Source organism: Pantoea sp. ANP04 (genome assembly GCF_041982285.1).
Lineage (GTDB): Bacteria > Pseudomonadota > Gammaproteobacteria > Enterobacterales > Enterobacteriaceae > Pantoea > Pantoea eucalypti.
On the sequence record NZ_JAUTYS010000015.1, the window covers coordinates 21,563 to 41,269 of the forward strand.

Annotated in this window: 14 protein-coding genes; 5 read left to right on the forward strand and 9 right to left on the reverse strand. The window is 53.4% G+C overall.

The window, feature by feature from the left end; all coding sequences use genetic code 11:
* Positions 1 to 137 precede the first annotated feature (137 nt).
* Positions 138 to 704: a GNAT family N-acetyltransferase gene (locus tag Q7C21_RS18370; RefSeq protein WP_003850617.1), complete on the forward strand. Its 567-nt coding sequence runs from the start codon at positions 138 to 140 to the stop codon at positions 702 to 704.
* 61 nt (positions 705 to 765) lie between these two features.
* Here the strand turns inward: Q7C21_RS18370 and Q7C21_RS18375 are convergent, their stop codons facing one another.
* Together Q7C21_RS18375 and Q7C21_RS18380 are read right to left on the reverse strand one after the other, a co-directional pair.
* Positions 766 to 2,895 (reverse strand): bifunctional diguanylate cyclase/phosphodiesterase, encoded by a 2,130-nt coding sequence (locus Q7C21_RS18375; protein WP_039661962.1) that lies wholly within the window; start codon positions 2,893 to 2,895, stop codon positions 766 to 768.
* Between the two features lie 1,080 nt (positions 2,896 to 3,975).
* Positions 3,976 to 5,358, reverse strand: a complete 1,383-nt coding sequence (locus Q7C21_RS18380) for a methyl-accepting chemotaxis protein (RefSeq protein WP_008926796.1) — start codon at positions 5,356 to 5,358, stop codon at positions 3,976 to 3,978.
* A gap of 346 nt (positions 5,359 to 5,704) precedes the next feature.
* Here Q7C21_RS18380 and Q7C21_RS18385 point away from each other — a divergent pair, with 346 nt between their 5' ends.
* Positions 5,705 to 7,486: a GGDEF and EAL domain-containing protein gene (locus tag Q7C21_RS18385; RefSeq protein WP_039661957.1), complete on the forward strand. Its 1,782-nt coding sequence runs from the start codon at positions 5,705 to 5,707 to the stop codon at positions 7,484 to 7,486.
* A 24-nt stretch (positions 7,487 to 7,510) separates the two neighbouring features.
* On the opposite strand, the gene Q7C21_RS18390 is transcribed toward Q7C21_RS18385, so the two are convergent.
* Entirely contained in the window at positions 7,511 to 9,094 is a 1,584-nt protein-coding gene (locus Q7C21_RS18390; protein ID WP_003850628.1) for a diguanylate cyclase, read from the reverse strand.
* A 396-nt stretch (positions 9,095 to 9,490) separates the two neighbouring features.
* Positions 9,491 to 9,700 (reverse strand): hypothetical protein, encoded by a 210-nt coding sequence (locus tag Q7C21_RS18395; protein WP_003850629.1) that lies wholly within the window; start codon positions 9,698 to 9,700, stop codon positions 9,491 to 9,493.
* Positions 9,701 to 10,178: 478 nt separating this feature from the next.
* Here Q7C21_RS18395 and Q7C21_RS18400 point away from each other — a divergent pair, with 478 nt between their 5' ends.
* The 3 genes from Q7C21_RS18400 to Q7C21_RS18410 all read left to right on the forward strand — a co-directional run bounded on the left by Q7C21_RS18400 (position 10,179) and on the right by Q7C21_RS18410 (position 13,066).
* A complete protein-coding gene (locus tag Q7C21_RS18400) occupies positions 10,179 to 11,090 on the forward strand; it encodes an N-acetyltransferase (protein ID WP_375151011.1) in 912 nt (303 codons plus the stop codon).
* Positions 11,091 to 11,307: 217 nt separating this feature from the next.
* Positions 11,308 to 11,853 carry a chorismate mutase gene (locus Q7C21_RS18405; RefSeq protein WP_008926793.1) on the forward strand — a complete coding sequence of 182 codons (546 nt, stop codon included), beginning with the start codon at positions 11,308 to 11,310 and terminating at the stop codon, positions 11,851 to 11,853.
* A 22-nt stretch (positions 11,854 to 11,875) separates the two neighbouring features.
* Complete coding sequence (locus tag Q7C21_RS18410; protein WP_140034210.1) at positions 11,876 to 13,066, forward strand: cytochrome P450; 1,191 nt, start codon at positions 11,876 to 11,878, stop codon at positions 13,064 to 13,066.
* Between the two features lie 33 nt (positions 13,067 to 13,099).
* Here the strand turns inward: Q7C21_RS18410 and Q7C21_RS18415 are convergent, their stop codons facing one another.
* The 5 genes from Q7C21_RS18415 to Q7C21_RS18435 form a co-directional block, all read right to left on the reverse strand.
* Positions 13,100 to 14,104 (reverse strand): substrate-binding domain-containing protein, encoded by a 1,005-nt coding sequence (locus Q7C21_RS18415; RefSeq protein ID WP_003850633.1) that lies wholly within the window; start codon positions 14,102 to 14,104, stop codon positions 13,100 to 13,102.
* Between the two features lie 29 nt (positions 14,105 to 14,133).
* Entirely contained in the window at positions 14,134 to 15,543 is a 1,410-nt protein-coding gene (locus Q7C21_RS18420) for a sucrose-6-phosphate hydrolase (RefSeq protein ID WP_375151012.1), read from the reverse strand.
* Positions 15,543 to 16,913, reverse strand: a complete 1,371-nt coding sequence (locus Q7C21_RS18425; RefSeq protein WP_003850636.1) for a sucrose-specific PTS transporter subunit IIBC — start codon at positions 16,911 to 16,913, stop codon at positions 15,543 to 15,545. The genes Q7C21_RS18420 and Q7C21_RS18425 overlap by 1 nt, the downstream gene beginning before the upstream one ends.
* Before the next feature lie 67 nt (positions 16,914 to 16,980).
* Entirely contained in the window at positions 16,981 to 18,516 is a 1,536-nt protein-coding gene (locus Q7C21_RS18430; RefSeq protein WP_375151013.1) for a carbohydrate porin, read from the reverse strand.
* A gap of 156 nt (positions 18,517 to 18,672) precedes the next feature.
* Positions 18,673 to 19,599, reverse strand: a complete 927-nt coding sequence (locus Q7C21_RS18435) for an aminoimidazole riboside kinase (protein WP_375151014.1) — start codon at positions 19,597 to 19,599, stop codon at positions 18,673 to 18,675.
* Positions 19,600 to 19,707: the final 108 nt, after the last annotated feature.

Consider the following 19,707-nt stretch of genomic DNA (forward strand, 5'->3'; position numbering starts at 1 on the left):
CAGGATTGTGCAGAGAATGAACTAAATTCAGAATGACGAGAACGCGTGAAGAGCAGCAAAAAGTGAATGCCATCGGTCAGCGATGCTGTGCTATTTTGCACCATTGATTGCAGATTCGACATGCAGGGAGTTGTATCATGTCTGGTGAATTCACGTCAGAAATGCCACCGCAAATCACGTCGCCACGCCTGACCTATCGCCCGCTGCGCGAGGAAGACTGGCCATTCTATCTGGCGGTCAGTCAGGATCGAACGGTAATGAAGTACATTAGCGATCCGCGCAGCGCAGACGCGATCAGAAGTCTCTCTTTTGATGTCCGCCTGCCCGCCTGGTATCCGGGCTGTAATCACTGGCTGTGTCTGGTAATTGAGGAAAAAACAACCGGTTCAATGGCTGGCTTCTGCGGGTTCATCGATCGCGGAGAAGGCATTGCCGAGTTTGGATTTATTCTTGCGGCCAACGCGCAGGGCAAAGGCTATGGCAGCGAGTCACTGCATGCCACTATCGCCTTTTGCTTTGAGCAACTGGACTATCGCAAGCTGACCGCCACGGTGACCGCAGGCAATGAGGCCTCATGCCGGACTTTGCTTTCTGCGGGCTTTGTTCAGGAAGGGACAATACGGCAGAATTTCTTTCTCGACGGCAAGTGGCAGGATGACTGGCTATTTGGCCTGCTGAAACAGGAATACCGGCCAGCAGGCTGACCTGACACGGTAACGGACTGGCGTCGCTCATCCTGCACTTTGCCTGTCACGGGCGCATCAACTAATGGGGCATGACGTCGTGTCCGCTGGCGACAGCTGGCGGATAGTGTTCTTCACCGCACAGCATCGTCTCAAAGTCCGCTGGCGTCATTGGCCGGCAAAGGCCATTGCCCTGCATAATGTCGCATCCGGCAGTAGTCACAAAAGCGACCTGCTCTTTGTCTTCCACGCCTTCTGCCGCCACACGAATCCCCAGGCTTTTGCCGAGCGCGGTAATTGATCGGAACATCATCCGCACCCGCATGCTTGAACTCAGCTCGTGCGTCAGCGACTTATCAATTTTAAATCCTGCTACAAAGCTATAACGAAGCAGGTTAATCGCCCCTAGCGTACGTCCGTAATGATCGATAATGAATGAAGCGCCTGTCCGGCGTACCGCCTCAACCTGAACAGGCAAATCCTGCACCAGTACAGCAAGCAATGGCTCATCCACCTCCAGCTCAACAAAACCGGCATCACCGCCCGCACTCTCGCGTATCACCGCCTCCAGGCTATTACCGGCTAACTGACGCGGAAAAAGGTTGATACTGACACGAAGCTGAGGCGCGCGAACCTGCCACTGCCGGACCTGTGCCAGCGCACTGCGAATGATCCACTCTCCCAGTGTCACGGAAAGCGGACTCTTTACCAGCATGCCGATAAATTCGGCGGGCAACAGCAGCCCGCGAGTCGGATGCTGCCAGCGTACCAGTGTCTCGCAGCCAACAAGCTTTCCGCTTTCAACGTCGTAGCGGGGCTGGTAATAAAGCGTAAACTGCTGCTGCCGCACCGCCGTTTCCAGCTCGCGCTCAAAGCGGCGGCGTTGCTGTTCCGCTTCGCGAAACGCGGGCATAAATAGCATACTGCAGCCTTTCCCAGATGCTTTGGCGCGATAAAGTGCAAGGTCAGCCGCGGACATGACAGATGAGGGATCACGCCCATGCTCCGGATAAGAGGCGATGCCGGTGCTGGCACCCACGACTACCGGCGAGTCGTGATAGCGGAACGGCGTCTGTACGGCTGCAATCAGCCTTTCCGCCGTGATTGCCGCTTCTGCGCTGCCGCCAGCTAGCAGGATCACAAATTCGTCACCGCCCAGCCGGGCAGCCGTCACCGCACTGGCGCAGACCGCACGAATCTGTTCCGCCACATGGCACAGCAACGCATCCCCGGCAGCATGCCCCAGCGTATCGTTAACTTCTTTGAAACCATCAAGATCGGTCATCAGTAATGTATAAGGCACGGCTGCTTTAGTCAGTTGCCCGACCTGGTCCATAAACGCGCTACGGCTGGCGAGACGCGTTAGCATATCTATTGAGGCCAGCTCACAAAGCCGCGCTTCACTCTCATAGCGAGCCGTCACATCACGGATAATCATGCCTACCAGCCGATCGCCTTCTTCACGCCAGCCAGAAAAAGAGACCTCTGCCGGGAATTCACGACCGTCGCGCGTCACACCCCATATCTGCAACGAACGAGGATGCGAAATAGCGGCTTCGTCAGAGGTAATCCTGGCCAGTTCGTTTCGGTAGTCAGTCTGGCAGCGGGCCGGAATCAACTCGCTGACGTACTGACCACGCATCTCCTCTGCGCTGTAACCGAACAGCGCTGTAGCAGCCGGATTCCAGAAGGTAATGCCGCGACGCAGGTCTGTACAGACAATGGCGTCGGGAGAGGTGGAAGAGATCGCCTGAAGCCGCTGCTGACTGGTATAGCGCAATAATTCCAGACGATGCATTTCCATGCGATCCATGACCAGCGCGGCAATGTCAGCCAGATGCTTTCGATCCTCTGCAGTCAGCGGCTCACGAGGATGAGTGTCGGTCAGGCAGACCGTACCAATGTGGTGACCATCCGGAGTCGAGAGCGGAATCCCCGCATAAAAGCGGATAAAGGGGTAACCGTGAACCAGCGGACTGTCGCGAAAGCGCGGATCTTTCAACGTATCCGGCACGCAGAGAATCTCGCCCTGCGCCAGGGTATGATGGCAGAAAGCAACGTTTCGCGATGTACCTGAGATATTTAAACCGTAGCGGGAGGCAAAAAACTGCCGCTTCTCGTCGATAAGCGACACAAAAGCGACCGGCACCCGGAACAGCCTGGCAGCAAGCGTGGTCAGACGATCCAGCGCATCGGTCGGCGGTGAATCCATCAGGTTGTACTGCTTAAGTGCGTTGAGGCGAGCCGCCTCGGCATCATGATAAACTGGACGTTTCAGCGTAACTCTCCTCTGATGTTATCTGCTGCAGTCGGCACGACACAGCGTAAAGAGGACTCGTTCAATCAGACAGGACACGCAGAATTTGCTATCGACCCGTTGCCAGAAGAAAGGCCCACCAGTGAACTCTGCAACAAAAGATCGCCGCGATGAGCCCGATGAAGCTGGCACCGCAGATAAAGGGACACCAGTTAATACGTTATGCCTGGCAGAGGAATTGCAGCGGATCAGCAGCTTATGGCGGACCACGCCAGGAAACTCTGGCCAGGGCTTATCAGACGAGCGCTAAAAGCGCTTCGCTTGACTCACTATATCGGCCTGGAATAGCTTTACTTAAGTGTTAATACAGGCTGAAAACCTGACTTTGCCAGCTTTGACAGGTGCTCATAATGCAGATGTCCTTCGGCCAGCAACATCAGCACTTCATACTTTTCCTGGCAGACCTGCGCCGGCTTGGTGATGCTTTCGTGCCCTGCCAGATGCGCTGACTAACGTCAAAATTGTTCTGTTACCCTTTCCTGAGAAAAAATCAGCAGCCTCGCGCAGTTCATACCCATTACGCTGTACGGAAACAGGCGGTCTTAAACGCTGATTTCCCGGATGAGTGACTCCCTGTTCAGTGCCCCGGTGACGAAACCTCTGGGGATGAAAGGGTGGCAGCGGAAATATGAATTTGAGTTAAGTTTAGAGTGCCAGGCAATCCGCAGCTGTCAGAAAGCGTCAGACATGCATAAAACTGAATAAATTAACTGAAGTTTTATCTTATTTTCCTGCCGCATAAAGATTATGCGACTGAGAATAATAATAGCCATTACTAAGGGTGATGTTGACCAGGTGATGATCAACGTCGATCACGCGCTCCGTAAAGTGAGGCATTCATTCAATTATTAAATAAAAATCATCGTGAGTTTTTATTTCGACACCTAAAGCCATTGTTTACCGGTCTGATTGTTATCTGGCCGGGCGATACCTGATCGGCACTCGCCCAGCCAGCTTTTCAACGGCCGTAACATACTAATTAACCGTGGCAACAGCTTGATTCGGCAAAGTGAAACGCGTAATCACACTGCCCAGCGTCTGGGTCTGTCCACTGAGACTGCCTGCCGTCACGGAAACCTGCTGAACCAGTGTCGCATTCTGCTGAGTAACGCGGTCAAGTTCAGCAACGGCCACGGTGACCTGGGCAATACCTTTGCTCTGCTCATCCGATGCCAGCGCAATCTGTCCAATCAGTTCATTGACCCCATCGACGCCACGCAGCACGGCTCCCATGGTGGTTCCCGCACTCTCGGCTGCCCGACGGCCATCCTCAACGCGCGTCACGGTATCGGCAATCAGTTCTTCAATCTCTTTTGAGGCAGCTGCGCTTCGCTGTGCCAGTGAACGAACTTCACTAGCGACCACCGCAAAACCCCGGCCCTGCTCGCCCGCACGGGCGGCCTCTACGGCGGCATTGAGCGCCAGAATGTTGGTCTGAAACGCAATGCCATTAATGGTTGTAGTGAACTGCCGGATTTTTTCAGACCCCTGCGCGATGCTGGTGATGGCTGCCGATACTAACTGAACCAGTTCCACGCCCTGATGAGTGGTATTCGTGGTCGTGGCAGCCAGTTCACGTGCTTCACGCGCATTTTGTGCATTATGACGCACGGTGACCGTGATCTCCTCCATGCTGGCTGCGGTCTGCTCCAGTGCAGCGGCCTGTGTCGATGTCCGATCGGAAAGGTCGGCGTTACCCGCGGCAATGTCACCCGCTTCACGATGAAGAATGGCGGCATTGTCGCGGATAGCACTGACCGTCTGCAACAGACTGTATTGCATCTCTTTGATCAGCGGCACCAGTTGCCCGACACAGTTACGCCCCAGATCGTCCGGCTCACGCGTAAGATCACCGCCAGCAATGATGTTTAAATGAGCGCGAATTTTACCGACAGGACGTACCAGATGAACAACCAGATAACGGTCACAAAACAACAGCAAGGCCAGAACAGCCACCAGCGCTGCCAGTAATACGCTCTCCAGCCGATGTCGATCAGTTTTCAGTGGGGCCTGATTCCGGGCTAACTGTTGCGTGATTTTATCCAGCTGGGCGCGGGCAACAGATGCGAATTCAGAAGGTGTGGCTGTGAGTGCATTACGGAAGTTATCCCAGCCAGCATCGGCTGGGGTTAAAGCGACGAGAGCACTCTTCTCGGCTGCCGTACCGCTTTGCATAATAATAGCGCTGTTCGTCAGAAAACGTAGTTGTTGCGTCAGTTCCTCAGAACGATCAGTTTGTCGATAGATGTCGCGCACGAAATGGCTGCTGAAGCCGCCAGCTAATGCCACCACGCCCAGTGAGACGATCATCATCCACAGTACCACGCGGCGAATAGTGAAATGCCTGAGTGAATTCATGAGTTTTCCCCGATGTTGTCATTGGTGTAGATAAAGAAAGTAAAAGTAAATTATGCCATTTGATTTATCGCGTTATTATATAGCGCGCTATGTTTATAGTGGGTATACTGGCAGGATATTTAAGAAATTAATAGTTTTTGACGACGAAATAATAGAATCAGCAATACGAAAATATTTCGTTAAAGAAAAAATATTTGCTTACCTGGCCAGTGATGGCGTGCGGTGCGATAAAAAATAAATCATTAAACTTCTTCTTTTTTTACAGAAATAGCCTATATTCATGTCGTCAAACCCTTTAGTTTTTCTGTTTAATTCCACTCCGTAACCAGCCGATGCAGAGGAATCCATGCTTATGAGCCTAAGCGGCGGCGATGAATGCCGTACGCAGACCCTGCACGCGTTGCGCAGTAACGATGAAAGCCGTGACGATGTGCTGCGACAATTCGTTCGGCTGTCGAGCCAGGCACTCGGTATTCCCGGCAGCTTTATCTCGGTGCTGGATGATGAGATGCAGTATGTTAAAGCAGCGCATAATTTCACCCTTACACAATCCTCCAGACAGGACTCACTCTGCAGACACGTAGTGGATAATGACAGTATTGTCGTGGTGCCCGATACGCTGCTTGATGTCCGCTTTGCTGAACATCCACTGATTACCGGTGCGCCTTTTATTCGTTTCTATGCAGGTGTGCCACTGAAAAGCAGCACCGGTCTGATACTGGGCACGATGTGTGTGACCGATACCGCACCTCACCCCTTTAGTCGCGATCAGGCGGCGATGCTTAAAATGCTGGCAGCACTGGTGATCTCTTTTCTTGATGCCTGGTACTCGGCTGGCTTTTCCGACCCCGTCACAGGATTGCCCAACCGTCAGCGTTTGATTCGTGATCTGCAATTCCTGGCTGCTTCTGGAGACACCACCCCACGGCGGCTGGTACTGATTGACTGTATCGATATGCCACGCGCTTATGAACTTGCGCGTTCAATGGGAATGGGACCAGTTGAAAGCCTGCTGAAGGATGTGGCCACGCTATTGCCGCTGCGCCTGCGTCCTGCACCTTGTGAAATGCTCTATACCATAGCAACCGGGCGCTTTGCCCTGCTGACTCGTCAGGAGAGCAGGCTCACAGCTAACTGGGTGGCAACGAAGCTGGCTGGGATCAGTGCCGATATCGGTGATGGGCTATCGGTTGCATTAATGACCCACACCGGGGAAGCGAGTTTCAAAACCGGAGAGTTGCCCGCTAAGGAGATCCTGCGGCGCGCACTCAGTGCGCTGCACGAAGCCATTACCCGAGACATTGCTTCGATGCCTTTTAGTGAGGCCACCGATACGCGCCACACGCAGGATTTCACCCTGATGCATGATCTGGCTACGGCAATACGCCAGGACAAAGGATTATGGCTCGCTTATCAGCCTAAAATCTGTCTGCACAGCGGCAAACCGATTGGACTGGAAGCCCTGATCCGCTGGCAGCATCCGCAGCGCGGCGAACTGTCGCCTGCACAGTTTTTACCTTTTGCCGGGCAAACCGAGCTGCTCAGCGAGTTAACGACGTGGGTCACAGAGCACGTGATCGCCCGGCTATCCCGGCTTCGTAACAGCTATATACAGTTGCCGATCACAATTAATGTCAGCAGTAGCGATTTTTCCCGTGAAGGATTTGCAGACGAGCTGGAAGAACGGATGATCAGCGCAAAGCTGCCGGTTTCGCTGCTGGGCGTTGAGTGTCTGGAAACAGAACGGATTCTGGAAAGCCCGGCCGCAATACAGGGTCTGGAGATGCTTAAACTTCGTGGATTTGATATTTCACTGGATGACTTTGGCACCGGCTACAGCAACATCAGCTATCTCCGACGCATGCCTCTGGACGTAATCAAACTTGACCGTTCACTGATCAGCGAAATTGCGTCTGATACCGCATCGCGTGTCATCGCTCGCAGTATTATTGCCATGCTTAAGGATCTCGATTACAGGGTGCTGGCTGAAGGTGTGGAGAATGCGGAAACTGTTACGGCGCTGACCGAATTTGGTTGTGATCAGGCTCAGGGATTTTTCTACTCCAGACCACTGCCGGAAGCGGCACTGGATGAGTGGCTGGGCTGGCGATTACGCAGTCAGTGCTAAGCCTGACTCACCCGCCCCACCCTCTTATTTTTCCGACCCAAATGCGCTGAAGCCGCCTGGCCCGGCAATCCTGACAGTGTTACGCCCGGCGGCTTTTGCCTCGTAGAGCGCTTCATCAGCACGCCGTAGCACAGCCTCGCGATTGCCAGCCAGTTCAGCGCCTGAAGCCACGCCTGCTGATATTGTCACTGTTCCGGCAAACGGGAAGGTGGTGATGCTGACGACCTCACGAATTCGTTCTGCGGTGCGGGCCGCATCCTCCAGCGTAGTGTGGGGCAGCAGCAGGATAAACTCCTCTCCGCCAAACCGGCTAACGATATCGCCGATCCGACTGAGCTGACGCAGCAACGCCGCCAGATTCACCAGCACCGCATCACCTGCGTCATGCCCATACCAGTCGTTTATCTTCTTAAAATGGTCGATATCAATGGCGATGACACTCTGTTCATGCTCACTGTCTGACCGCGCTGCCAGTACAGAGAATCCACGCCGGTTACAAAGACTGGTCAGGGGATCGGTCATCACTTCATCGTTCAGCGCGGCCAGATGACCCGCCACGGCGTGACGATGAGCCTGTACCGCTTCTTTAAGTCGATCAGCCTCGTAATACCAGGTTTTAACCGTGGCGAGTGATTCGGCCTGCGCTTCGCTGCCGCCATCACGCACTCTGTCCGCCAGTTTTTCCAGTGGAGAAGCAATGCGACCTGCCATAAACGCAATAACGCCCGCGGTCACGATGATAATGCCCAGAACAAACCAGACTGCGCTCTCCGCCGTGCGCATCAGAATATGCCTGACCGTTTCAGACGTGCCGGTAATAAATACATTCCAGCCGGTTTTGTGCAGCGTGCCGTAACCGGTGAGGTAGTTCTGTCCATCACTCTCCAGCGTGAAGTGCCCACTTTCTGAGGTGGCAAGTTGCTTCTGCAATGCCAGGCTAAGCAGCATCTTTGTTCCGACACGCGCCGGATCGTGACTGAAAATAATCAGCCCTTCATTGCTGACCACGCTGACCATCGACCCTTTGGTGTAAAAATGCTGGCTCAGGATTTCGCTCAGCATGCTCTGTTTTTTGAGATAGATGGTGCCACCTATGTATCCCAGATAATGGCCCTCCTCGCTGAACAGAGGCTGTGATAAAAAAACCACATAGTTACCCGCAGCAGAGGTAAAGGGAGGGGAAATAAAAGGCTTCTGTGTCGAAATAGCCTTCAGGCTGGCCGCAGAGTGCAGCTTAACGCCAATCAGATTCAGACTATCCGGTGAGGTGGCCGCAATGATGGCGTCATGATTAACGACCACGACTGAATTGAAAAAGCCCGACTGCATTCTTAAGCGCTCGGTCTCTTCTTCCAGTTGTTGAACATCACCGAGCGTCTTGATCTGTGTTGCACTCCAGGCCAGTTCACGCTGCGCTATCGCCAGGTAACGATCGGTGGTATCGGCCAGTTTACGCGCATAAGCAATGTTCCCTTCCAGCAGGCTGTTTTCGATATTGGCTTTCTGAAACAGCAGTAACGCGCTCAGCAGAAGACCGGAGGTCAGAATGACGCCCCCAATGGAAAGCAAAGTCAGTAGCGAACGCAGGCGCATTTTTTCACGGCGCATTACAGTCAGGATCCAGGATAAACGTCATCTGAGTGTAACAGTTGTCACTACAGGTCAAGGGAAGAACAGAAGAAGATTAAGACGGGATCACGACCTATTGCGGGGTTGAGCACGAAATGGCTCTGTATTACTCACGCATTGTTTAGCGTGTAGAGGGTTATGATAAGCAACAGCAGCGAATGATTAAGCCGTAATAATGATATCTGTTAAGCCTGGCACGATGCACCTGATGTTTAAAATTATCGCTGATCACGATGATAAAGCCCTTCAATAGCATTGAATAACGGGGCAGTGGTTGCCCCGGTTATGATCATTAATAAAATAAGCTGAAAACAGTTAAATCAGACCAGTATCAAAAACAGACAGATTTGCACGAATTTAATCATTTAATAGAATTTAACGCCAGAACGCTTTAATATAAGAACGGCTGCTGAGTCTTTTAATAAAATGATGCGGACAGTTAAAGCGAACCCCATCCCACTCAAGATTAAACCATTGAAATTCATCATTTTTAATTTTTTCCAGCAAGGTCATTGCCTGCATAGGCGTCTGAAACGCATAAGCTTTCATCACGCCATCTTTGGTACATAAATCAATATGAACCATATAACCCCCGGGTGTTTAAAAAATCGGAACTTTATAATTATTGAACTGCCTGTTTAGCATAATCCATTTATTAGCTGCCGATTATCTGATTTCGTCATATTTACGTAAAAATTTCGTTTATAATTTTTCATTATTTTTTTGGGCAACTCAGCCATATTCAGTCAATTAATTTGACCATGTCAGCATAGGTGAGTCAGACCTGATTAAATTTATATCTAAGGCTTTCCTTCCATTCAGACAACGGCGAAATAGCTGTTCGCAGAACAGGACGTTTATCGCGTCGCTTTTCAGCACTCCGCCGTCCGCCAGTGCAGGGCAGCCATACTGCAGAAAAGGAATGCTTCGTGCTGACAGGTTGAGATGGTCATAAACAGAGCACATCGTTTACACTCTCAGCAGTCTCATTTTAACCCGGCAACGGTTTAGACAGATCGCTGAAGAGGCAGGAGATCACTCACGGCGGGCAATAAGGAATCTTATGCTGGATTATATGATGTCGCTCTACCGTGCTGTTCCTGTTTCATCGGACTGTCTCAGCGACTGGCTTGCCCGCTGGCTGGCACAACAGCAGACCCGATGCCACGACCATCATTTTTCCGCCGCCTTTCCCTGGCGAGAAACCGGGTTGCCCCAGCACACTTTTTTGCAGCGTGAACTGAGGATTAATGGCCAGCGTTATCTCACCGGGCCGCGCTATCTGGGTGGTGATCCTGCTCAGCCTTTTATTGAAATTGTGGCCCGTGACAGCGTCATTGATTACGCGGTGGCTGACGCTATCATAAAGGCGTGGCAGCCGCTGAAACCGCTAAAGTTGCGTGTCCTGTTGCCTGCGACCCATCCCGACATTGGTTTTACCGATCAACTGATATTCCTCAGCGATCCGGCTGCCGTTACGAAGCCTCCCGATAAAAACATTTCACTGGTGAAGGCTGCCCGGAGAGATTATCCCGCCTGTCTTCAGATGATTAACAACGCCTATCGTGCCAGCTGGCACACGCTGCCGCATCTGCGTGATCAGCTGATGGCTTCGAGCAAACAGGAATTACGTGAGGATATTGCCGCGGGTCATGTACTTATGATTGTCTGGCAGGGCATGGTGGCAGGGCTGATGATTTGCGAACGCCGGCGACTGGCCTTTATTGAGGGCGTTCAGATTATGGATGAAGTGATTATACCCGCTTATCAAGGACGCGGACTCGCCGCATGTGCACAGCAGCGTTTACTGCAACAACTTTGTCATCACCCTGGTGTGCAGGAGCTGCTGACTGGCACCATCCTTCCAGGCAATTTTCCTTCTGTTCGAAGCGCACAAAGTGCCGGACGACGCTGCGTGCTGAAATATCAGTTTTTTGCCCCTGCCGATTTAGGTCCCGACCGGGTCATTATTTGATCTCACCCTCAACACCCGCTCAATCGAACAACCTGTCAGCGTGCCAAATGAATGTGAAGCTTTCATGACTAAAAATTTAAAAAAATACATTAAAATTAATAACCTGCTTGTATTTAGCTGACATTTCACACCATTCACATTTTGACAATAAAATAATCACACGGAGTTATCTTTTCGTGCCTAAATTAGTGCCAGCTTTTATTAACGGAGCAGGCAAATGACTCACTTTGTGGCTATTTTTTTCTCTTCCCTCTTTATGTGCAGTAACGTTTTTGCAGGTTCGGTTTCCTCTGTTTCTATGAGCGCTCTTTCTGGCGCATTGAATGAACGTATGCAGGTAATGAAAGTGGTGGCAGGTTATAAAGCACAGCATCATTTACCTATTGAGGATCTGCCACGTGAGCAGGTGGTGCTGGATCACATGCTGCAGAACGCTGAGCAGGCCGGGCTTGAACCCCACTCCGTGGAGCCGTTTGTTCACGCGCTAATGAATGCCAGCAAAGCAGTTCAGTATCGCTATCGCGCAGACTGGCTCTCAGTCCCGGACAGTGATCGCCCCATTCCGGATCTGGCCGAGACCAGGCAGCAAATAGAGAAGCTGGATACTCAGCTCCTTACCGCAATCAGCCAGCGTCTGATGACCGGTATCTTCTCACAAGAAGATAAAGCGTTCCTGATGTCACAACTGACGGCACCCCACCTCAGTCAGCAGGATAAAAACAGCCTTTTCGCTTCCCTCGGCCGCATTAAGCGTTTGCGTTAATCCTCAGGCAGCGGAGTGAGCTATGCAACTACAGGAACTCATGAATCCCGACTACTCAGACAATCCTTTTCCGCTTTACCGCAAACTGCATCAGCAGGGACCGCTCATTCCTGCCGGAGATAAGATCATCATCAGCGGCAGTCATGCAGTCGTAGAAGCGCTGCTGAACGATCGTCGGGTTGGTAAAAATTATATGGAAAGTGTCAGGCTGAGATTTGGTGATGCCGCCGCCGACATGCCGCTGTTTCAGGGGATCAGCAGAATGTTTCTGGTGCTTAATCCACCAGAGCATTCCCGGCTGAAAGGACTGGTGATGAAGTCGTTTAGCGCCCGGGAGATCAAACCTATCAGGGAGATGGCACTGACTGTAGCGAATGAATTGGTTGATGCGCTGGCAGACCGTCGCGCCTGCGATCTGGCTCAGGCATTCGCTTTTCCACTGCCGGTGCGCATCATCTGCAGGATGCTGGATATCTCAGAGTCCGACGCGCCGGAACTGGGGCGCCTTACCTCTTTGCTGGTGAAAGTTTTCGATCCTCAAATCAGTCAGGCAGACCTGCTCGAAGCCGCTGACGCTTTTGCTGTGCTGGAAAGATACTTCAGCGCATTGATCGTCTCCCGCCGTGACAGCACGGCGAATGATCTGGTGTCGCTGTTTCTGCGCAGTGGCAGTGAAGACGACCGACTAAGTCACGATGAGATCATCGCCAATGTAGTACTTCTGTTTCTTGCCGGCCATGAGACCACATCAAATATGATCTGCAACACCATTCTGGCCCTGCATGACCATCCACAGGAACTGGCATGCCTGAAACGGAACCCTGCGCTGATACCCAATGCCATAGAGGAGTGTCTGCGTTACGATAGTTCGGTTCAGATGCTCTACCGGACGACTCTGGAAGAGATAGAGCTGGCAGGTCAGTTGATCCCGACCGGAACCCGCTTCTTTTTGAGTCTGGGCGCAGCTAATCACGATCCGCGGGTATTTACCTCGCCAGAACGAGTGAATATCCGACGGCATGAAGGACGCTGTCTGGCATTTGGTGGCGGAATTCATCACTGCATGGGCTACCGGCTGGCCCTTGCAGAAATGGAAGTAGCCCTTCATGTATTACTGACCCGGTTACCAGAGTTGCGCCCCATAACCGCTGGCGTTCGCCGCAATCACAGGGCCAATTTACGCGGCGTCAACGCTCTGCCGGTCGAATGGTGAGGTATTGTATTGTCGGGCCAGAAGAACCGACGATCAGACACGCAGCCGCAGAGTAGCTGGCAGGATAAGCTGGCTGTTAACGGGATCCTCTCCGGCAATCATGGTCGTCAGCATAGTGAAGCAGGCCTGCGCGAGTGCCGGAACGTTCTGCTCTACCGTATCGATCGGAATGGAAAGTGAATCATAGAGATAGTGATCATCGAAACTGGCGATACGGATGTCGCTGGTCAGCAGACTATGCTCGCTCATGTAACGCAGAACCCCCTCCAGCAGACCGCAGGCGGCGGTAAACATCGCTTTGGGCGGTCGGCCCAGCCGGTTACAGAGCGCTGCAAACATTTCATAGCCACTGCCAGGGTGGTAGTTACCCTGAATAATCCACTCAGGCTGCAGCGTCACACCCGCCCGAGCCAGCCCCTCCCTGAATCCCGCCAGACGATTCTGGGTCGGGGAGAGATCAGACTGTCCACCCATAAAGTAGATCTCCTCCGGGCAGGCGCGTGCCAGCTTTTCAACCAGTTCAGCTGTAGGCGTTATCGAGTCGGTGATGACCCAGGGCAGCTTAGTATTGTTCATGGTCCTGTCAAACAGCAGTACCGGCAACTGTTCGCTGAGACTGACATAGTCACTGTCGGTCAGCATACTGGAGGCAACAATGAGTCCGTCGACCTGCCGCGCGACCAGGTTGTTGACCACCACCATCTCCTGACCGGCATTTTCGTCGGTGCAGGAAATCAGCAGCTGCAGCCCGGACGCGCGGCAAAGATTCTCCAGTGCATGAGAAAAGGCAGCGAAGCCGTGGTTAGTGATTTCTGGCACCACCAGCCCCAGTGTATGACTGCGGGCATCATGCAGCATCCGGGCGTGGATGCTGGGCTGATAATGGTGTTCGCGGGCAAGCGTAAGAACCCGCTCACGCGTCTCCTTCGCGACCCGTAACTCTTCGCCACGGCCGTTAAGCACCAGGCTGGCCGTGGCTTTTGAAACCCCGGCAAGCCCGGCAATGTCACTGATAGTAACGCGTTTTGTTTTTCTCACGGCAAGGCATCGTTTAGTGAAATAAGTACTTATTCTACCATGCAGCGGCGTAACGACCAGTAGCGGACCTGCAGTTCTGCGTGCCCGTGCAGGGTTAGCAACGCAGGATGGTCTGGAAAATAGCGGCTACTCATCACCCCTTCCCCATCGTTAATGAAAATCTCAACACTGGAGTGATCACACAGGATCTGTAACCGACTAGCGACTCCGGTCCAGTAGCGATATGTCCACTCACCCGTTACCAGGCTGCGACGGGCAAGCCGCAGTTCATTCTGTTGCCATGTCAGGATCAGCGTATTCGCAAAATTGAGTTCAACGTCGCCCCGACTCTCCAGCTCAAGCTCCAGCCGCTCTGCGCCCATAGGTGGCGCATCATCTGCACGCCCCTTATAGTGCTGCTCTTTCTCCCGCAACGCCTGCAGTTCCACCACCGGCTGCTGACAGAGCCGCCCATTGCGTGAGCTCAGTGCGCGCACACAGGTCATCTGGTGGATCCAGCCCTGTGCCACGGTTGGCTGAGCCATCTCTTCACCGTCCGGCGTCCCCATCCAGCCCACCAGCAGACGTCTCCCGTCAGCGGTCAACGTAGTTTGCGGGGCATAAAATTCAAACCCTGCATCCATTTCGTTAAGCGGACCGTGTTGATACAGAGGTTGCTGATAATCAAGCGAACCACTCAGCCAGGCGCAGGCGTGACTGTTCAGATAGCGCTTCTCTTCGGGTACTACGCCCTGAGGACAGCAAATCAGATAGGTGCTGTCGCCGAGCGTGAACATATCCGGGCACTCCCACATATAGCCTGCCGCGTCCAGACCACCTCGTTCGCTTCCCGCAATCTCGCCGAGATTCTGCCACTCCCGCAGATTGTCAGAACGCAACAGCAATACCCTGCCCTGTAACTGCGTCGTCTGCGCGGCCAGCACCATGTACCAGTAATCTTCATGGCGCCATACTTTGGGATCGCGAACGTGACCGGTATACCCTTCCGGTACAGCAATAACCGGGCCGAGCTTGTCAAAACCCCCCGCACTGTTCTGCTGCGCCAGACACTGCCACGCCGTACGCGAACCATCATCAAACTTCACGTTGCCGGTATAGATCAGCGTCAGCTGACCGTTATCGTCTACCGCGCTGCCAGAGTAGCAGCCGCTGCGGTCATACTCCTCATCCGGCATCAGGGCGATGGGCTGATGCTCCCAATGCAGCAGATCGGCTGAACGCCAGTGTCCCCAGCATTTGTGCTGATGCGCACAGCCGAGCGCGTTCCACTGGTAGAAAAGATGGTAGTCACCGTTGAAATGGATAAATCCATTAGGATCGTTCAGTAACCCGGTGACCGGAGCCAGATGCCAGCCTGGATAATGGCTGTCGCCCAGCGCCTTTGGCATACCCTGCATCACCGCCTGCAGAATGGTGGCAAGACGTGTTGATGAGGCCATTATTCAGAATCCGTTTTGTATTTGAGAAGATATGAAATCACAAACGCGGTGGTAAAGGCGATTGCGATGCCGATGACATAATTCAGCAGAGAACCAGCCTGGACAATCGCCATGCCCGGTAGTCCGGTCAGCCCGACCGCTGTCATATAAACGTGAACCGACACGACCCAGGCACCGCCCAGCGCACCGCCCACCAGTCCGGCGATAAAGGGCTTCATAAACCGCAGGTTGATACCAAAAATGGCCGCTTCGGTGATCCCCAGTAATGCAGAAAACGCGGAGGGCAACGAAATCGCCTTGATCTTCGCATCACGGGTTTTGAACCACACTGCCAGACAGGCACCGCCCTGAGCCACGTTCGCCATCGCCCAGATGGGCAGCAGGAAATTCACGCCGATTGAAGGATTGCCCAGTAGTCCCGCTTCAATGGCGTGGAAGCTATGATGGACGCCGGTGATGACAATCACCGAGTAAAGCCCACCAAATACCAGCCCGGCCAGCCATCCGGCGTGCGCAATCAGCGTGCTGAGGACAAAGGAGATGCCATCACCCAGCATACGGCCCGCAGGACCAATAATCAGTAGCGCAATGAATCCGGAGATAATCACCGTCAGAAACGGGGTCAGAATCAAATCCAGCGCATCCGGTATTACCCGACGTAGCTGTTTTTCGAGCATGCTCATGAACCACACCGCCAGCAGTACCGGGAATACCGTGCCCTGATAGCCAATCATCGCGACTTCAATGCCGAAGAAGTTCATCGTGTGGAAACCGGCTGCCACGCCCCAGGCGTTGGTCAGCGCCGGGTGGGTCAGAATGCCACCCAGCGTTGCGCCCAGAAATGGGTTACCGCCAAACTCACGCGCTGCCGTAAAGCCAATCAGTATCGGCAGAATAATAAAGGCCGCCGAGCTGCACATATCCAGCATGATGTAGAGTGCATTTTCCGGATTGACCCAGCCGTAGGTTTTGACCATCCCCAGCAGGCCCATCAGCAGACCTGACGCCACAATCGCCGGAATGATCGGCACAAAGATGTTCGACAGCAGTCGGGCGATGCGCTGGAAAGGGTTAAGCTTGCGTGCGGCAATATCAGCAGCCTCAGACTTGCTCGATTCGCTAATACCCGCCTCGGCGATAAAGGCAGCGTAAACCTTGTTTACCACGCCAGTCCCAAAGATAACCTGAAGCTGTCCCGCATTACGGAAGCAGCCTTTAACCCCTTCAATCCGGCCGATCGCGGTAGTGTCCGCCTTTTCATCATCCGCCAGCACCAGACGCAGCCGGGTCGCACAGTGTGCTGCGCTGGCGATGTTCTCTTTACCACCCAGCAGCGGCAGTAAGGCCCGCGATATTTTTACATAGTCCATATACACCTCAGTCTTGTTTTGTTTTTATCCGTGTGGCGTTGAGGCCCCGGTCTCCGGGGCCATCCGGTCAGAACCAGGTTTCCATCTGTACACCGAAGTTCCATTCGCCACCGGCATCAAAGCCCTTGCTGCCGAACGCGTCGTCACTGGCATAGTTATTGAGCCGATGATCCCAGTTCATCCAGGTTGCAAACAGACGAATTTCCGGACGCTTAAGGAAGTCACCGACATCACCGGCTTTCAGGGTTGGCGCAATAGTGAGTTTGGTAAAGCTGCCGCTGACCGCGTTACGGTTGTTGTAACCTTCCGGACGCAGATCCATGTACTGATAAGAGCCTTCATACTGCATCTCAAAATTCTGGGTGATTTCCTGAATCAGACGCAGGTTAACTGTCGCCCAGTCATAGCTGTCACCTTTGACGTACCGATCGTCACTGCGCTGTGCCAGTACGGCAGGCGCAATGTGCCAGCCACCGCCCAGCGGGGTGATGCCGTAACTCGCCAGCCGCCAGGTGTTCGCTTCTGGCAACAGTGCGCCGTCAGACCCAATTGACTTCACCTCTGCGCCCAGGCCATGGCCATAGAGCAGTGCCGTTTTGGAAGTGCCCTCTGTCAGCCCATAGAAGCTGTCGTTATACAGGCCCAGCAACGCATGTACGCCGGTTTCGGCCGCATCGCCTTTGACTCTGAGTCCGTCGATATCCCGGCGATCGTCGTTATCTTTCGCCCGCATACCACTGAGCATCATCTGCACCGGGCCGACAAAGTTATTCAGCGTCAGGATGTAGTTTTGCGCCGTATTTTCATTGTTTTCGATGTCGCCAAAGGTACGACCGTACAGCGAAATGTTGCTACGCGTCTGATCGCTCCACTTCATGTCGTAAATGCCGGCACCGGTACCTGCAAGAAACACAACATCAGAGTCGATCCAATGGATATCAAAGTTATCACGGTCAAAACGCTTACCGGCCCACACGGTAGAGTTATCAAATGCACCGCTGAAAGTGGGAAGTTGCCCAAGCTCGACAAATGCCTGACGCAGGTTGAGATCGCTGCTGGATGCGGTCCAGTCGTTATAGGTGCGCTGCCCGTCAGCCAGCATGGCTTTGAAACGGGTGGTAGCACCATTATCCAGCGTCTGCTTATGTTCGAGGTTGAGCTCAACATACGTATCCGGCTCATTACCGAGACGTCCAACGTGACCGCCGGTTTCGCCAGCAGGAGTGAGTGTCGGACCACCCTGCGTTTTAGTGGCTGAGCTGTTCATCAGCAATCCGGAACGGGCGTAACCGTGGAACTCAAAGCCACCTTCATCGGCAGATTTTTGTTCCAGCTTCGCGGTGCGCTGAGCAACCTCGGCGGTGGAAGTCTGGGTCTGCTGCTGTACGGCTGCCAACTGTTGAGCCTGCTTCTCAGCCACCTGTGCCTGCTTTTCGGCGACCTGAGCGCGGGTTTCAGCAACATTTGCTCGCTGCTCGGCTGCCTGAAGTCGTCGCTCCATCGCCGCAAGGCGTGCCTCAATGCTGCTCATGCTGGAATCGGCCCAGACTGATGTAGACAAGAATATTAAAGAGAGGGCGACTGCTAACGTGCTTTTTTTCATTTTTTATTCCCTGAGGAGAGGCTATCATCACCGGCTTTTTTGCTAAACCGGTTTAGGCGCAAATCATAGCCACGGGTAATTTCCCTCTGCAATGAAAATAGCTAAACCGGTTTAGTGATTGTGAGATAGCTCCCAAAACAGGGGCGTCAGGGATGATTAGCCGGCCAGATTGTCCAGCTGATGGAGCCAGGGAAGTGCTGTCATGGCACCTTTCGCGGTGGTTGCCAGGGCGCCACAGCATTGTGCTGTGACAAGACAAATGGACAGCTTTGATTCATCGGCAGGCAGACCTGACGTCGCCAGAACCCAGAGTAATCCGGCCACGAAAGCATCACCTGCACCTGTGGTGTCGACGCTGTCCACGGGCGTCGTCGCATGGTGAGTGATCTCGCCCTGATAGCAGGCGATCACCCCTTCCCTGCCCCGCGTCACCAGTAATAAGCGAATACCAAATCGTTTGGCCAGCTGCGGCAAGCTGACAGCTGGTTCCTGTCCCGGACAGAGGAAATCCAGTTCCTCGTCTGAGAATTTAACCACGTCGGTATGACTGAGCGCCTCGTTCACCACCAAATGCAGCAGTGCCGGATCGGACCAGAGGTCTTCTCGTAAATTGAAATCAAAGCTGACATGACCACCTGCAGCACGAATCTGCTTCATGGCGGTAAGCGTGGCGGTGCGTGATGGCTCAGCTGCTAAGGCGATCGAACAGCAGTGCAGCCATTCACCGCGCTGGAACTCAGGCAGATCCGACGGTTCAAGAAACAGATCGGCACTGGGCCGCACCATAAAAGTAAAGGAGCGTTCGCCCTGCTCATCCAGCCCGACCACCACCGTTGACGTGCGGTGCTGTGAATCAGCGATCATGTAGCGAGTATCAACGTTCTCCTCTCTGAGCGTCTGCCGCATAAATTCACCAAAAGGATCAGCGCCTACCCGACCAATAAAAGCACTGTTTCCCTGCAGACGTGCAATGCCAACGGCGACATTAGCCGGTGCTCCCCCCGGACACTGCATCAGGTGGCCCGGCTTTTCGGGTAGCAAATCGACCACGGCATCCCCGAGACACCATACGCGAACAGACATAGACAACTCCTGTGATTGAATTTAAAAGCTAAACCGTTTTAGCTATAGCGTTAAACTGTACCAGGATCAAGCGTAATACTGCTGAAATGAGGCGCGTCGTACAGAACA

Coding starts and splice junctions, on each gene's coding strand:
- Q7C21_RS18370 (WP_003850617.1), top strand. CDS start 138: ATGTCTGGTGAATTCACGTCAGAAATGCCACCGCAAATCACGTCGCCA.
- Q7C21_RS18375 (WP_039661962.1), bottom strand. CDS start 2,895: ATGGATTCACCGCCGACCGATGCGCTGGATCGTCTGACCACGCTTGCT.
- Q7C21_RS18380 (WP_008926796.1), bottom strand. CDS start 5,358: ATGAATTCACTCAGGCATTTCACTATTCGCCGCGTGGTACTGTGGATG.
- Q7C21_RS18385 (WP_039661957.1), top strand. CDS start 5,705: ATGCTTATGAGCCTAAGCGGCGGCGATGAATGCCGTACGCAGACCCTG.
- Q7C21_RS18390 (WP_003850628.1), bottom strand. CDS start 9,094: ATGCGCCGTGAAAAAATGCGCCTGCGTTCGCTACTGACTTTGCTTTCC.
- Q7C21_RS18395 (WP_003850629.1), bottom strand. CDS start 9,700: ATGGTTCATATTGATTTATGTACCAAAGATGGCGTGATGAAAGCTTAT.
- Q7C21_RS18400 (WP_375151011.1), top strand. CDS start 10,179: ATGCTGGATTATATGATGTCGCTCTACCGTGCTGTTCCTGTTTCATCG.
- Q7C21_RS18405 (WP_008926793.1), top strand. CDS start 11,308: ATGACTCACTTTGTGGCTATTTTTTTCTCTTCCCTCTTTATGTGCAGT.
- Q7C21_RS18410 (WP_140034210.1), top strand. CDS start 11,876: ATGCAACTACAGGAACTCATGAATCCCGACTACTCAGACAATCCTTTT.
- Q7C21_RS18420 (WP_375151012.1), bottom strand. CDS start 15,543: ATGGCCTCATCAACACGTCTTGCCACCATTCTGCAGGCGGTGATGCAG.
- Q7C21_RS18425 (WP_003850636.1), bottom strand. CDS start 16,913: ATGGACTATGTAAAAATATCGCGGGCCTTACTGCCGCTGCTGGGTGGT.
- Q7C21_RS18430 (WP_375151013.1), bottom strand. CDS start 18,516: ATGAAAAAAAGCACGTTAGCAGTCGCCCTCTCTTTAATATTCTTGTCT.
- Q7C21_RS18435 (WP_375151014.1), bottom strand. CDS start 19,599: ATGTCTGTTCGCGTATGGTGTCTCGGGGATGCCGTGGTCGATTTGCTA.